Genomic DNA, 14379 nt, shown 5'->3' with positions numbered 1-14379 from the left:
AAGTACCACCAGGGCGAGCCGGCGGCGAGCGGTGGGTCGACCGGAAGGCGGTCGACCCACCGTCCCTCATCCACGCCTGGAGCCGGAGCTGGTCCTAGCCGACCCTGACCAGGTCGAACCGGTCGAACACCATGACGTAGCCGGTGGAACTCGGGTTCTTTCCGACCGCCACGGCCCGGACGGTGTGGTTGCCCGCGGCCAGCGATACCGTGCCGTAGTCGGTCCCGTAGTAGCCCACGTTCCCGTACCCGTCCTGCGGTGGGCCGACCATGACGCCGTCGATGTAGAGGGCGTGGAACGCCCGGTTGGTGAGGCGCTTGAGAACCGCGCGCAGGTCGTAGACGCCGGAGGTGCTCACCGGGAGGGTGAACTGGAGGTACTGGCCCCTGGCGGTTCCGTCCAGGGCGGCCGCCGCACCGCCGCTGGCCCCGGCCTCGGTGAAGACCCGGCCGGCCAGGCCCGGCGAGGCGGTCATCGGCAGCGACTCCGCCTCGTACCGAGTGACCGGCGCGCTGGTCGTGGCCGGGGTGACCAGGACCTTATACACGGCGTTACCCGGCAACGTGCCGAGTGGGACCGTGGCGCCGCCCGAGGCCAGCGTCACGTCCGCGTCGAACACGACAGTCGGCGCGGAGAGGGTCGACGCGTTGCTGATCCGCTCCGCCCGCACGTGCACGACATTGGACAGCGCCAGCGCCGACGCGTTGTTGAGTCGTAGCGACACGTCCTGGTCGCCGGCGGTCTGGTTACCGATCAGTAGTACGCCGCGGCGCTGCCCGGTGTCCAGCGAGCCGAGCGCGTCGACAGTGGTCGCCGAGGACGAGGTGACGTTCACCATCCGGCCGGTCATCGTCTTGTAGGTGTTGTAGTTCCACCAGACGCCCTTGGGCAGGGTTCCGGTCGCCTTGTCGGCGGAGTTGCCCAGCGTGGCGATGAAGTTGCTGTCGTCGCCGATGTAGTCCCAGTCCGAGGTCAGCGCGTCCTCCAGCCCGTTGGGGACGCTGCGTTCGAACTGGGCGAGCCAGCGGACGTTCGGTCCCGCCGCCCAGGCGTCCGGGTTGCCGTAGCTGCTGCCCTGGTACTCGGTGATCGCGATCGGCATCGGGGTGATGCCGTTGGCCTGCATCCAGCTTCTGATCTGGGCCGTGTGGCCGGGCACGTCCGTCGTGGTCGGGTTCAGTTCGTGCCAGGACAGGACGTCGGGCAGGCAGCGGTTGTCTCGGCAGTAGATGAGGAACTGCTGCAGCTTGGTGAAGTTGTAGGCGCTCAGTTCCGGAGCCTCGACCCGGTACGACGAGTTGCGGGCCTTCACCGCGTCGTAGGCCACCTTGTGTGCTTGGAAGTAGGTGGTGGTGTAACGGCTCCCCCACTGCGCTTCCGGCTCGTTCCAGGGAATCCAGGCATTGACCCGGTAGCCCTTCTGCTCCGCCTCGGACATGACGCCGTTGACGATGGTCGTCCACGTGCTGAAGTTGCCGTTGTCGCCCGGGCGGTAGCTGCGGTACGGGCTGCTCGGGTTCGCCGTGTAGTAGTAGAGGCCGACCCGCAGGTTCGCGCCGGTCGCGGAGACCCGCTGGTACGTCGCGGTGTCGTAGAGGCTCGGCAGGTTGGGGTGGTGGTCGGCGCCTCGCAGCGACCTGACCTTCACGCCGTCCACGAGATACTGCGCGGGCGAGGTCGCCGAGATTCCGTGCAGGAAGCCGCTGGCGATCTGGGTGGCCGGGCCCCGGTCGGCGCCGTAGTCGACCGTGATGGTGCTGGTGGCCGCCGCCTGCGCCGCCGGGGCCTCGACCGCGGCCAGGCCGGCGGCCACGAGGATGCCGGCGGCGACGGCGGTGAACGTTCGTCCTGTTCTGACGGATGTCATCGATCTCCTCCTGGGAAGATCCGGGGACGGGAACCGCGGGCGCCGGACGTCCGGCGCGCGGGCGGAACGCGCACCGTGCGGCGGTGCACGGCGCGGTGGTGCGTGGTGCGGTGGTGCGGGTGGTGGGCCCGCACCGGTGGTGACGGTTCCGGTGGTCCGGCTGGCCGGCGACCGCGTTCAGGTCGCTTGGTAGGGGCTGAGTCGGCCGCACATGCCGAACGGCCGTTGGTCGGGCTCGGGCGCCGTCCGCATGCGGACGTTCGCCTCGGCCAGGTGCGCGCCCGAGCCGTCGGCCAGGCAGCGCAGGCGACGCCGGACCTCGCGAAGGGAGGCGGCGGGCCCGGCGTCGAGGATGCGGTGCCAGGCCGCGGTCCGGGCCGTGGTCAGGGACACCGCCGCGCGGTACAACTCCCGCAGCGACGAGGGGTCACCGGCGGCCAGGTCGCGTCGGATCGCGAGGTAGCCGCGCACCGCGAGGTCACGGCGGGCACGGGCGCGGCGTTCGGCCGCCGGTGAGGTGGCGGGCTCCGGCCCGAGACTGGCGGCTTCGGCGTACGCGGCGGGGTCCGCGAGGATCTCCGGTGGAAAGGTCAGGACGGCGTCCCCGGCCTCCGGCAGTCCGGAGTTCTCCATGATGACCACCACCCGCAGGTCGCCGAGGTTGACCGCCCGGTGCACGGTCCCGGGGGTGAACCAGACGACGGTGCCCGGCAGCAGTGGGGTGGTACCGGGGCCGGCGGGGGTCAGCGTGTGCAGCTCGCCGCGCCCGCCGACGACGACGTACGCCTCCGTGCATGCCGTGTGCAGGTGCGGCGATCCTCCGTGGCAGCCGTCGGAGGCCGCCCAGGGGTAGACCTCGAGCCCGGAGACTCCGACGCCGTTGGGCAGATTCACCACGGGTGCTCCTTCAGGTACCCCTCGACGCGATCGGCGTCCCACGTTCCGTCGGCGACCACCACGCGGTACCGACGTCGCAGGGTGGCGCCGGCGGGCACGGTCACCTCGTCGGCGAACGCCAGCGACGGGTTGATCGCCGGGAAGGGCTCGTTGCGGACGAACCAGACCGGCGGGCTGTCCTCGGCGCCCGGATCGGGGACCACGACCAGGGTCGAGGACGCGTCGACGACGTCGTGCGGGCCGGTGTAGGCGAGCCACGCCGCGCGCCGGCCCATCACCTGTGGCCCTTCCAGGCCACCGGCGGCGAGGATGGTGCCGCCGGTCAGGTCCCGTGGTCCGCGCCAGAAGAAGCCGCTGTAGCCGGCCGCCTCCCGACCGAAGACGGTGGGGCTGCCGATGTCCAGCCGCCCGCCGCTGACGTTGGTGAGCGCGGTGGCGACGGTGAGCTCCCAGGTGCCGCCCGCCGCGTCGGCATCGTGGACGGCGATGTCGCGCCGCTCCTCGATCCAGTGCCGGCCCCGGGCGTTGTGCCAGCGCACCTGCTCGGTCAGGTCGAGCCGGTCGACCCCGACGTCGAACCGGGAGAACGCGCGGTGTCGCAGCGAGCCGACGTTGTCCAGCCGGCGATAGCCCTCGTCCCGCACGTAGCTGTAGCCACCCCAGAAGTTGTCGCCGGACAGGTGGGAGATCGTCATCGCGAGGCCCTTGTGCCAGCGGTGGTCGTGCGGGCGATGCGCCGAGACGAGGTTGCCGGCGGTGGTGCGGATCGGATGGAAGAAGGGCGCCGGGCACTCCCACGGATCCGTTTCGGCGCCGTACACGTACGACATGAGTTCCTGGTGCCGCACGCTGACCGTCACGGCCGTGCCGATGTCGTGCCGAACCCGCAGCGCGGAGCTGTTCGGGAGGTCACGTGTCATGCGTTGCTCCTCGCCGGCGTCCAGCCGGCCGTGTCGCCGTGCAGGGCGTGGTAGAACGGGTTCGCCGGGACCAGTTCGTCCCGTCGGACCGACCGGCCGGTCAGGGCTGCCTGGTAGAGGGCGGTGACGAGTTCGAGGGTTCGCCGTGCGCTCGCCCCACTGGCTGGTGGGCGCACTCCGGCCCGCATCGCCGCCAACACCAGCGAGAACTGAGCCGTGTGTGAGCTGGGTACGTCGGCCTCCGGCGGCTGCCATCGCCGCTGACGGTCCTCGTCCACCTCCGGGGCGGCGGTGTACGTCCAGTCGCTGTTGCGGTAGCCGTACAGGTGGGTGAGTTCGACTGTCGCGTCGGACAGGTCGATCCGCAGGTAGCTCTCCTCACGGGGCGACAGGACGCTGTTGGTGATGCTGGCCAGCGCGCCGTTGGTGAACCGGAGCAGGGCGAGCGAGACGTCCTCGGTCTCGACGTCGCGGTCCAGCCGCCCGGCGATCGCGGTCACCTCCTCCCAGGGCCCGAGCAGGGTCAGCAGCAGGTCCATCTGGTGGATCCCGTGTCCCATGGTCGGACCGCCTCCTTCGGACGCCCAGCTACCGCGCCAGGGGACGGTGAAGTAGGCGGGCGGGCGGTACCAGGCGGTCGTGCACTGTGCCAGCAGCGGTCGGCCCAACTCACCCGCCGCGATCAGCGCGGCGGCGTGCCGCGCGGCGGAACCGAACCGGTGTTGGAACACCACCGAGGCGTACGCCCCGCTGGCCTCTTCGGCCACGGCGATCCGGTCGAACTCGGCGAGCGTGCGGCACGGTGGTTTCTCCACCCAGGCCCAACTGCCGGTGGAGAGGACTGTTTCGATCTGCCCGACGTGTTCGGCCGGTGGCGTGCACACGTGCACCAGGTCCGGTTGTCGCGCGGCGAGCATCTCGTCGAGATCGGTGTAGCCAGCGGTGATGCCGGCCAGCTCGCAGAACTCCGCGACCCGGGACGGGTCCGCGTCGACCGCGGCGACGAGTTCGACCCGGTCCCGGTGGGCCTGGATGGCGGGCAGGTGACTACTGGTGGCGATTCCGCCGGTTCCCACCACGGCCACCCGGATGGGCTCGTTTCGACGTGTCACGCGGCCGACTCCTTCGGGGTTGGTTCGATGGCGACGGGCTCACCGGCCGGACCGACGGTCCCGAGCGGCCACCGAGGTCGGATCGACGAACCGCAGGGCGACGAGCAGCAGCACGAGGGTGGTCAGCATGTAGACCACCGCCATGGCGTTGATCTCCTGCGAGGCGAGCTCGCCGGCCTGGACCGCCGCGCCGTACAGCGCGACGACAAGTGTCTGGCTGTCCGGTCCGGAGACGAGGAAGGTCAGTTCGAACTGGCCGACCACCCGGACCAGGGTCAGGACACCGGCCGCGAGCAGGCCGGGCACCAGCAACGGTCCGAGGATGTGCACGAAGACACGTCGGTTCGTCGCCCCGCATACCCGAGCCGCCTGCTCGACGCGGGGATCGATCTGCTCCACGAACGGGATGAGCACCAGGACCGCGAACGGGATGGCGGGAACCAGGTTGACCAGCACGATCCCCGCCAGGGTGTCGTTGAGTCTCAGCCGGTATACCAGGGTCGCCAGCGGCACCGCATAGGTCATCACGGGCACCACCTGCGGCACGAGGAACAGCAACAGGAGCAGCTTGCGGCCCGGGAAGGTCAGCCGGGCCAGCACGTACGCGGTCGGCAGCGCGACCACCAGCGTGACCGCCACGACGGCCACCCCGACCTCGACCGTGGTCACCAGCAGCTGTCCCAGGTCGAAGGTGGCCCACGACTGCGCGTACCAGCGGGTGGTGTAGGTGCGCGGCAACCAGCCCTCGGCGAGCTGCGCGGTGAGCGAGGCGAGCAGGACGGTGGCCACGGCCAGCAGCAGGCCCCCGACGAAGAGCCAGAGCCCGCCCCAGGTGATCGCGCCGGTGAGCGTGTGGCGGATGGGCCGGCGTCCGGCTTCGGGGAGCGTCGCCGTGTTCTCCTCGGCGGACGTGACGGCGACGTCGGTCATCCCTTGCCCCCGCTGGTCGGCCCCCGGTGGAACAGACCACGCCCCCAGAGCACGAGGCCGAGGACGGCCAGCTGGACGACCGCCATGACCACGGCGGTGGCGGACGCGGTCGGGTAGTGCCCGTAGCTGTACTCGGTGTAGGCGATCTTCGAGAGCACGCGGGTCGGGCCGGCGTCGTTGCCCACCAGGGTGGCCGAGGGGAACACTCCGAACGCCAGCACGAACGACAGGCAGAACGTGATCGTCATCCCGGGCAGCAGCAGCGGGAAGGTCACCAGCCAGAACCGCTGGGCGGGACGCGCACCGCAGACCGCTGCGGCCTGCTCCAGGCTGGGGTCGATGCCGGAGGTGTAGCCGACCATCAGCAGGAACGCGAAGGGAAGCCCGGTGAACACCAACGACAGCAGCACCCCGGTGAAGTTCCCGACCAGTTGCAGGGGCTGGTCGATCACCCCGGTGTTCAGCAACGCCCGGTTGAGCCAGCCGGACGGTCCGAGGAACTCCTTCATCGCCGAGGCGACGAAGACGGTGCCCAGGGTCATGGGCACCAGGACGATCGCCATGATGGTGCGCTTGGCGCGGACCCGCCGGCGCATGCGGTACGAGATCGGCACCGCCAGTGCGACGTTGATGATCGAGGCGGCGAGTGCCAGTTCCAGCGTGACCAGGATCGACTCGCGGCTTCCGTGGTTGTTCACCAGCCGGTCGGCGAAGAAATCGTGATAGGCCGAGTACCAGCCGTCCGCCCCCTGCAGGGACAGCCCGACGCCGTAGCCCAGTGGATAGACGAAGAACACGACCATGAACACCACGCCGGGTACGGCCAGCCACAGCGTCGGCGTGACGCCCCGCTGGCGGGCCCGGTCCCGCCAGCGGGGCCGGTACGCCTCGGCGTGGTCGGGACCGGCGGCGGCGGCTCCGGAGTGCCCGCTCGCCCTCACGACGGCTCCTGGCCGACCAGCAGGGCACGGTCGATGGCCGGCGCCGCCTCCGCGGGTGCGGGGAAGGTCCGGATCCGATCCGGCGCGACGACGGCGACCGCCCGTTCGCCGGGCCGGAACGGCTGGTCCGACCGACCGTGCAGCAGGTGGCCGCCGGGACCGGTCCCCTCGACGGCGAAGGTCCGGCCCTGATATTCGCACACGCGCACGTCGATCGACAGCTCGTTCCCCGTGCCGCCCCCGGATTCCCGGGTGATCAGCAGGTCCTCGGGTCGGATCATCGCGACGACGCTGCCCTGCTCCGGCAGGCCGCTTCCGGGGTCGTCGATCCGGAGCGCGACGGGACCGGCGTCGACCACCCCGGCGGTCAGCTTCCCCGGCACGCTGTTGCGGTAGCCCACGAACGCGGCCACGAACGCGTTGGCCGGCCGCTCGTACACCTCGGCGGGCGTGCCCACCTGCTGGACCGCCCCGTCGCGGAGCACCACCAGCCGGTCGGCCAGCGACAGCGCTTCGACCTGGTCGTGGGTCACGTAGATCGTGGTCAGGCCGAGCTGCTGATGCAGCGACCTGATCTCGGTGCGCAGATCCAACCGCAGGCTCGCGTCAAGGTTGGACAGGGGCTCGTCCATCAGGACCAGGCGCGGTTCGACGACGACGGCGCGGGCGATCGCCACCCGTTGCTGCTGGCCGCCGGAGAGCTGGCGGGGATACCGGTCGGCCTGGGCCCGCAGCCGTACGAGGTCGAGCGCCCGCCGGACCCGCTCGACCCGTTCGGGCTTCGGGCAGCCGCGCATCCGCAGGCCGAAGGCGATGTTGTCGGCCACGGTCAGGTGCGGGAAGAGCGCGTAGTTCTGGAAGACCATCCCGATGCCGCGCTTCTCCGGTGGCAGCCGGTCGATGCGCCGGCCATCGAGGCTGATGGCGCCGGTCGTCGGTTCGAGCAGTCCGGCCAGCAGGTTCAGCGCCGTCGACTTCCCGCAACCGGACGGTCCCAGCAGTGCCACGAACTCACCGGCCGGAACGTCGAGGTCGAGGCTCTCCAACGCGGCGAACGAGCCGAACTTCCGGCGCAGGGCGCGGATCCGCAGCGCACCACCGGCGCTGTGCTCACCGGTCATTTCTTCGAGCCGATCAGCTTGTTCCAGATGTCGTACTTGGCCTGGACGTGGTCGCCGACCACGGGATTCCTGACCTGCGCCGTCGCCAGGAGCCGCTGGTTGAAATCGGGGCTCCCGAACTGCTGGTACCGCGTCCGCGCATCCGCAGGAGCCATCGACAGGTCCACTCCCTGGACCGGGAAGGCCGCGCGGAACGGAATCGTCAGCGCCTGATGCTGGGGTTGCAGCAGATACGTGATCAGGGCCAGCGCGACGGCCAGGCGATCCGGGTCCACACCCTTCGGCACGGCGGCCCACTGCGCCACCTCGATCGTGTACGGGTTGTCGAAGGCCTGTAGGGCGAAGTGGCTACCGAGCACACCCTTGGCCTTCATCTGGACGTCGAATCCGGTCTCACTCACCGCGATGTCGAGTGATCCCTTGGCGAGCGCGTCGAAGGTGTCGACGGTCTTGGTGGCGTACGGCGCCGTGTACCTGTTCAGCTCCTCCAGATACGCCCAGGTCTTCGTCCAGGTCGACGGGTCGGCCGGATTCGTGTCGCCGAGCATGTGGGGCAGCGCGTCGGTGAACTGGTTGGCCGGCCCGCTGCCGGTCGGTACGGCCGCGTACCCGAATCGGCCCGGATGGGCCTTCGCCCAGGCCAGCAGGTCCTGCGCGGTCTTCGGCGGGTGCGGGACCGTCCGGGTGTTGTACGCGAGCACCGGGCCGTCCGGCTGACCGGAGATGATCATGCCGTTGCCCGCCAGGGCGTCCTGCAGTTGTCGGGCGGCCGGCGTCATCACGGTGGCGGGATCGGGCAGGGCGGAGGCATAGCCGGGCAGCAGCGGTACGACGGTCTGCTGCTTGGCGAGCAGGGACAGCCCCTCGGTGCCGGTGAGCACCAGATCGTCGGTGACGTTGCCCGACTGCTGCTGGGCGTAGAGCTTGCCGACGACGTCGCTCGGGGTACCGCTCTCGTACCGCACCGACGACACGAACTGCGGATGTTCCTTGGCGAAGTTCTCGATGATCGGCTTGGTCAGGGCGAGGACCCCGGACACGTCCAGGATGCGGAGTTCGACCGGCTCGGACGGCAGGGCCGGCACCGTCGTCGGCGGGGCCGCGATCGGGGCGCGGTCCGGTGCGGCACAGCCGGTGACGGCCGCGAGAGCAAGAGCGGTGGCGAGCGCGGCGGATCGGTAACTCGTCATGGTCGATCCTCCTGAACGGACGTGGAAAGTTGACGCCGACCGACGTGGACACCCCGTGATTCGACGGACGCGCGAGCACACCCGACGCGGGTCGTGTCGACACGGTGGCTGCGCCCGGGCCGGACGCGCCGGAACCGAGCGCAGTACCCTACTGACGGATGGCGACCGGCGTCAATGAGCCGACCGCTCTCGGTTCTGTCGAGGATCCACAGCAAAATTAGACTGACGTCTATGTGATGGCCAAGAATAGTGATCGATCACTTTTCTGTCAACGCCCATCGCTCACCGGCTCTAACCAGGGGGTATGAGAAAGATGGCCATCGGGCAACCCGCACCGGACGGCCGCACCGGAAGGGCCGCCACGATCCACGAGGTCGCTCGCGCGGCCGGCGTCTCCCACCAGACCGTCTCCCGCTTCCTCAGGGGTCAGGGAGGGCTCAAGCCCCAGACGTTGCAGAAGGTCACCCAGGCCATCGAGCGACTCAACTACCGGCCGAACCTCGCCGCGAGGTCGATGCGGACCCGGCGGTCCGGCCGGGTCGCCGTGGTGCTGCCCGGACCCGCCGACGTCGTGCCGACGCGGCTGCTCAACGGCGCCGCCGACGTGGCCCACGAGTTCGGATACCTGCTGGACGTCGTCGGGCTGGAGGGAGACGCGTCGGCCAGGGCCGAGCGGATACGCATCCTGCTGCACCCCGAGAACGTGGACGGCATCCTGTCCTTCACTCCGCTCACCACCGGGATGGCGGGCGTCGATGTGGCCTCCTTCCCGGTGCCGGTGGTTGTCGAGGGCGAGTACGACGACAACATGCGGGCGCAGGGCCTGCTGGCGGACGCCTCGCCGATGGCCGAGATCGTCCGTCGGCTCGCCGCCGACGGCCACCGGCGCTTCGTCCACGTGGCCGGCTCCGACCTGTGGGCCTCCGCGCGCAACCGTCGCACGGTCTACGAGACGACCATCGCGCAACTCGGCCTCACCTCCTGCGCCGTGGTCCAGGGCGACTGGACCGTGCGCTCCGGCTGGGAAGCCGCCACCACGGTGATCCCTCGGTGCGGGGCCACCGCCGTGCTCGCCGCCAACGACCGGGTCGCCTTCGGGGTCATCCAGGGCCTGCAGAGTCTGCACGTCGACGTGCCCCGGCAGGTCAGCGTCGTCGGCTGGGACGACGAGGAGATCGGCAGGTTCATGCGTCCCACGCTGTCGACCGTCAGCATCGATCGGGAGCGGCAGGGCAGGGAGGCGATGGGTCGGCTCCTCGCCCTCCTTCGCGGCGAGGAGCCGACCAGCCTTCCGACCCCTTCCGGTCTCAGCCGCCTGGTGCTACGCGAATCCACCGGCCCGGCACCGACCGGTTGAACCCACCACGCTCAACCCGAGAACGGGGATCAGACAGCGGTCACGCTCCACTGCAGGTTGGTGCTGCTGTCCGGCGCCCACATGCCCACCGTCGATCCCGACGTGGCGTTGCCCGCCCCGTCCAGGGCCGTGCCGGTGCCCCGGTTGATGATCTGGTAGCGGCCGTTGCCCATGCTGGTCAACCGCCACTGCTGGTTGTTGCCGCCGTTCCACGGCGCCTGCAACGCGCTGGCCCCGTTCGCCGTGTTGCCCCAACTGTCGATCACCATGCCGTTGGTGCGGTTCACGATCCGGTAGTAGCCGCCGCCGACGTCCACCAACTGCCAGTGCAGGTTCGTGCTGCTCCCGTCGCTCCACTGCTTCACCACCGCGCCCGACGCGACGCTGCCACCGCTGTCCAGCACCAGACCCGTCGTCACGTTCTTGATCTTCACGTAGCCGGTCGGCGTCGGACCCGTGCCGGGCGCGGGGATCTGGCCGGAGAAGGTCAGCTTCACCACGTACGCCAAGGCGCTGAACGGGGCGTTGGACGACGGCATGGTCAGGCGCAGGCCGCCGCCGTCCTGGGTGCGGGGCAGGTCGATGTAGGTGCCCGCGGTGGTGCCCAGCAGCCGCGCCGACGTCAGGTTACCCAGGTTGATCCGGTTCGAGCCGAGCGTGGCGATGGTCAGCGTGGCGCCCGGCCAGCCCAGCACGGTCGCGTACAGGACGGTGTTGTCCTTGCTGCGGGTGAAGCGGATGTCCTGCGCGTTGCCCTCGCGCGGCGCCTGGAACGAGCCGCCGCCCATCTGCGTCGGGCCCTCGCCGAAGGTCGACCACGCTCGCGTGTTGTAGAGCCCCTCGCCGAAGCGACGCAGGTGGTCGCCGAAGCCCTGGAGGATGGTGCGCTGGCCGGCGGGGATGGTGCCGTCGGCCATCGGGGCGATGTTGAGCACCATCGTGCCGTTCTTGCTGACCCGGTCGATCAGCGCGTGCAGCAGCGCCTTCGTCGAGTAGTAGCCGATGCCCTGGGTGTAGCACCAGCTGGAGCTGGAGACGCTGTCGTCGGTGAGCCAGTACGGGGTCTGGATGCCGGCCGGGCCGCCGCGTTCGTAGTCGTAGACCTCGCCGCGGTTGTTGAACCCGTCCTTGTAGGTGGCGACCACGTCCCTGTTCCAGGACACGGCCTTGTTGTAGTAGTAGGCCAGGAACTCCAGCCGGCGCCACTCATCGATCCGGCCGATGTAGAGGTCCTGCCAGATGAGGTCGGGCTGGTAGCCGTCGATGACCTCACGCAGCTTGTCGGACCAGAGCTGCTGCTCGGTGGCGGCGTCGAGCTGGCCGTACAGCTTGCGCAGCGTGGTGCTGGACTGCTGCGGCACATACTGGTAATAGCCGCCGAAGTTCCACTGGTGGTGCATCGACACGAACAGCTTGAGGCCCTTGGCGCGGATGGCGTCGGCGTGCAGCCGCAGCAGGTCCAGCTTCGGGCCGAGGGCCACCGAGTTCCACTCGTTGACCCTGCTGTTCCACATCGAGTAGCCGTCGTGGTGCTCGGCGACCGGGCCGGCGAACTTCGCCCCGGCGTCGGCGAACAACTGCGCCCACTCGTTGGGGTCCCAGTTGCCGCCGGCGGACTTGAGCTTCGGCGCGAACTGCACCCAGTTGCCGGCCTTGTCGCGGGCCCCGTTGATGAAGTTGTGGTACGGCCACGCGGACGGGTCGCCGTACACGCTCTTGTGGTGGTTGTTCTCCGCCGAGCCGGTGTTCCACATGTTGCGCGGGTACCACTCGTTGCCGAACGCCGGGACGCTGAACGCGCCCCAGTGGTAGTAGATGCCGAACTTCGCGTCCTGGAACCACTCGGCGGCCGGCGGGTGCTGGTCGACCGAGGCCCAGGTGGCGGTGTAGCTCTGCGGCCCCTCGGTGGCCAGCGCCAGACGCGCGTGGGTCAGGCCGGTCGCGGTGGCGAGGCCGGTGAGCCCGACGGCGGCGAGCAACCATCGGCGGCTCAGGTCCGGGGTGGTGAGGTCCATGGGTGGGCGGTCCCTTCTCGTGGTTCGGAGTCGAAGCCGGGGCGGAAGGACGGTGCGCAGGCGGCCAGCTTCGGATGTCACCTGCGCTCGTGCGTGATGCGCCCGCCTACCGCAGCCGCGGTCGCCCTCCGTCGGCGCCGGCGTGGAAGATCGACGCCGGCGCCGACGGAGGCGGGTCTCCGGCCGTCAGGCGCGGGACCACTGCATGCTGGTGGCGGAGCCGCACGTGCGCTGCTCCAGGGCGGCGCCCGCGGCGGTGGAGCCGTTGACGACGTTGAGGCACTTGCTGCTGTTGAGGTTGACCAGCTGGTAGTAGCCGTCGCCGGTCGACCGCCAGGTGAACGTCTGATTCGCCCCACCGTGGCAGGTGTACTGGACGATCTGCGCCCCGTCGGCGGTGGAGAAGTCGCGCACGTCCACGCACTTGCCGCTGTTGACGCTCTGCAGGGTGACGTTGCCGTTGCCGGCGTCGTTGAATTTCCACTGCTGCCAGGCGTTGCCGTTGCTGGTCCACTGGCCGATGACGGCCAGGTCGTTCAGGTTGGGCGACTGCACGTCGATGACCTGGCCGCTGTTGCGGTTGGTGACCCGGTACGACGCGGCGGGAGTGCTGCCGGTGGCGAACTGCCACCAGTCGAGGTTGAACAGGTCGCCGCTGCCGCCGGTGAAGCGCAGGTAGAGGTCGCGGGTGCCGGTCGCGCCGGTCACCGCGCACGACGTGTTGGCCCAGGTCTGCCAGCCCCCGGTGCCCGCGACCCGGCAGGTCCCGACGAGGGGCCCGGTGGTGCTGTCCAGCCGCAGCTCGATCGTGCCGCCGCTGGCGGCGGACGCGGTCCGGGCGGTGAACGAGGCCGCCCCGGTGCCGAACGCGGCGCCCTTGACCTTGATGTAGTCGCCGTTGTTGATCGACCACACGTTCTGCGTGCCGCCGCTGGCGGGTTGCGTCTCGACGCCGACGGACCAGGCGATGGTCTCGGCCTCCTGCCGCACGTACGGGTTCAGCGTGCCGACCTGCGGCGCCCCCTGCGTGGTCATGTTCAGGCTGGGGATCGTGCCGTCACTCCGGTAGGTGAACTTCTCCACGGCCACCGGGCGGGTGAAGCCGCCGCCGCCGGGCAGGGCCCCGTTGTGGTAGAAGAAGTACGACCCGCCGTTGAAGTCGACGATCCCCGGGTGGTTGGTGAAGCTGGCACCCTGACGCGGCATGACCGTCCCCCGGTAGGTCCAGGGTCCGGTGGGCGTGGGCGCGGTGGAGTAGGCGATGAACTCGCCGCAACACTCCGCGGCGAACACGTTGTAGTAGAGCCCGTTGCGCTTGTAGACCCAGGGGGCCTCCTCGTAGAGGGTGGGCCGGCTCGCGTTGCCGGTGCGGGTGCCGAACCCGGCCGTGGTCAGCGGGATCTTCGTCGGGCTGCCCGAATAGGAGATCATGTCCGGGTTCAGCTTGACGTACCACAGGTTGGGGTTGCCCCAGTAGAGGTACGCCTGCCCGTCGTCGTCGATCATCACGTTCGGGTCGATCTCACCGTTGCCGAGCAGCGGGCGGCCGATCGCGTCGCGGAACGGGCCGGTGGGGCTGTCGGCGACGCCGACGCCGATCACCATGCCGCCACCGCGCTGCTTCACCGGCACGTACCAGTAGAACTTCCCGTTGCGTGCCGCGACGTGACCGGCCCACGCGTCGGACTCGGCCCAGGAGAACGTGGCCAGACTCATCGGCGAACCGTGATCGGTCCAGTTGACCATGTCCGCCGAGGAGAACACCCGCCAGTCCTTCATCGTGAAGTACGTCGAGCCGTCCTCGTCATGCCCGGTGTAGAGGTACACCCGACCGTTGTGCACCAGCGGCGCCGGGTCCGCGGTGTAGATCGTCTGCACGATCGGGTTGTCGGCGTGGGCCGGTCTTCCCGGGAGCAGCGTCGCGATCAGGAACAGGCTCACGAGCCAGGCGCCGACGCGTCTGACGCGGGCTCTGGTCGTGGGTGGGCGTATGACTGTCATCGTCATCTCCAGGTGTGGTGGCGGTGAT

The 14379-nt window shown here is 70.0% G+C and carries 11 protein-coding genes; 1 reads left to right on the top strand and 10 read right to left on the bottom strand.

The features are described from left to right. Positions 1–94: 94 nt before the first annotated feature. The 8 genes from TK50_RS27090 to TK50_RS27055 all read right to left on the bottom strand — a co-directional run bounded on the left by TK50_RS27090 (position 95) and on the right by TK50_RS27055 (position 8978). The gene (locus TK50_RS27090; RefSeq protein ID WP_144420412.1) at positions 95–1867 is read right to left on the bottom strand and encodes a hypothetical protein; all 1773 of its coding nucleotides are present in this window, start codon (positions 1865–1867) and stop codon (positions 95–97) included. 177 nt (positions 1868–2044) lie between these two features. Continuing rightward, positions 2045–2764 carry a cupin domain-containing protein gene (locus TK50_RS27085; protein ID WP_144420411.1) on the bottom strand — a complete coding sequence of 240 codons (720 nt, stop codon included), beginning with the start codon at positions 2762–2764 and terminating at the stop codon, positions 2045–2047. Next, complete coding sequence (locus TK50_RS27080; protein WP_043968206.1) at positions 2758–3684, bottom strand: DUF6807 domain-containing protein; 927 nt, start codon at positions 3682–3684, stop codon at positions 2758–2760. Before TK50_RS27080 ends, TK50_RS27085 begins: the two co-directional genes overlap by 7 nt. Beyond that, positions 3681–4796, bottom strand: coding sequence for a Gfo/Idh/MocA family protein (locus TK50_RS27075; protein ID WP_043968205.1), 1116 nt, complete (start codon positions 4794–4796; stop codon positions 3681–3683). The genes TK50_RS27080 and TK50_RS27075 overlap by 4 nt, the downstream gene beginning before the upstream one ends. Positions 4797–4835: 39 nt before the next feature. After that, entirely contained in the window at positions 4836–5726 is an 891-nt protein-coding gene (locus tag TK50_RS27070; protein ID WP_063838626.1) for an ABC transporter permease, read from the bottom strand. Continuing rightward, the gene (locus TK50_RS27065; protein WP_043968204.1) at positions 5723–6667 is read right to left on the bottom strand and encodes an ABC transporter permease; all 945 of its coding nucleotides are present in this window, start codon (positions 6665–6667) and stop codon (positions 5723–5725) included. Before TK50_RS27065 ends, TK50_RS27070 begins: the two co-directional genes overlap by 4 nt. Further along, positions 6664–7788, bottom strand: a complete 1125-nt coding sequence (locus TK50_RS27060) for an ABC transporter ATP-binding protein (protein WP_043968203.1) — start codon at positions 7786–7788, stop codon at positions 6664–6666. Before TK50_RS27060 ends, TK50_RS27065 begins: the two co-directional genes overlap by 4 nt. Next, a complete protein-coding gene (locus TK50_RS27055; protein WP_052503945.1) occupies positions 7785–8978 on the bottom strand; it encodes an extracellular solute-binding protein in 1194 nt (397 codons plus the stop codon). The genes TK50_RS27060 and TK50_RS27055 overlap by 4 nt, the downstream gene beginning before the upstream one ends. Before the next feature lie 304 nt (positions 8979–9282). On the opposite strand from TK50_RS27055, the gene TK50_RS27050 reads away from it, so the two are divergent. Continuing rightward, complete coding sequence (locus TK50_RS27050; protein ID WP_199486145.1) at positions 9283–10335, top strand: LacI family DNA-binding transcriptional regulator; 1053 nt, start codon at positions 9283–9285, stop codon at positions 10333–10335. A 29-nt stretch (positions 10336–10364) separates the two neighbouring features. Here the strand turns inward: TK50_RS27050 and TK50_RS27045 are convergent, their stop codons facing one another. Together TK50_RS27045 and TK50_RS27040 are read right to left on the bottom strand one after the other, a co-directional pair. After that, a complete protein-coding gene (locus tag TK50_RS27045) occupies positions 10365–12350 on the bottom strand; it encodes an alpha-L-fucosidase (protein WP_043968201.1) in 1986 nt (661 codons plus the stop codon). A gap of 186 nt (positions 12351–12536) precedes the next feature. Continuing rightward, on the bottom strand, positions 12537–14291 hold the full coding sequence (locus TK50_RS27040; RefSeq protein WP_199486144.1) for a family 43 glycosylhydrolase: 1755 nt from the start codon (positions 14289–14291) through the stop codon (positions 12537–12539). Positions 14292–14379: the final 88 nt, after the last annotated feature.

It is taken from the genome of Micromonospora haikouensis (assembly GCF_000876225.1).
Lineage (GTDB): Bacteria > Actinomycetota > Actinomycetes > Mycobacteriales > Micromonosporaceae > Micromonospora > Micromonospora haikouensis.
The sequence above is the reverse complement of the archived record's forward strand: the minus strand, read 5'-3'. Positions and strand labels throughout refer to the sequence as shown.